The organism is Bacillus sp. SIMBA_074 (assembly GCF_046534555.1).
Lineage (GTDB): Bacteria > Bacillota > Bacilli > Bacillales > Bacillaceae_G > Bacillus_A > Bacillus_A mycoides.
The window spans coordinates 1-278 of sequence record NZ_JAWRYM010000408.1 but is presented as its reverse complement, the minus strand read 5'-3'; the positions used below and the strand labels follow the sequence as shown (position 1 = coordinate 278).

The following is a 278-nucleotide window of genomic DNA, read 5'->3' as shown; positions in this document are numbered from 1 at the left end:
CGTCGTGGGACGACCCCAGCTCTCCCTCACTCGAGAGCCTGTGCCGGCCAAGGTGGCAGACCCCACCTACGACCGCCAAGCCCGTATTTTTGGCGATCGCGGGCAGGCGATCCTCGCCAGCTCCAAGGTTGCTGTTGTGGGGCTCGGCGGCATCGGCTCCCTCATCGGGGAATACCTCGCCCGACTCGGTGTGGGCGAACTCCTTTACATCGACCCGGATCGGCTCGATCCGACCAACCTACCCCGCGTTGTCGGCGCGCGTCGCTCAGACGTAGTGC

1 protein-coding gene is annotated in these 278 nt (G+C 66.2%); it reads left to right on the top strand.

Annotated elements, in window-relative coordinates:
- Positions 1-40: 40 nt before the first annotated feature.
- Positions 41-278 (top strand): ThiF family adenylyltransferase (locus SB773_RS31355; RefSeq protein WP_410594194.1); only part of this gene is annotated, 238 nt, incomplete at its 3' end.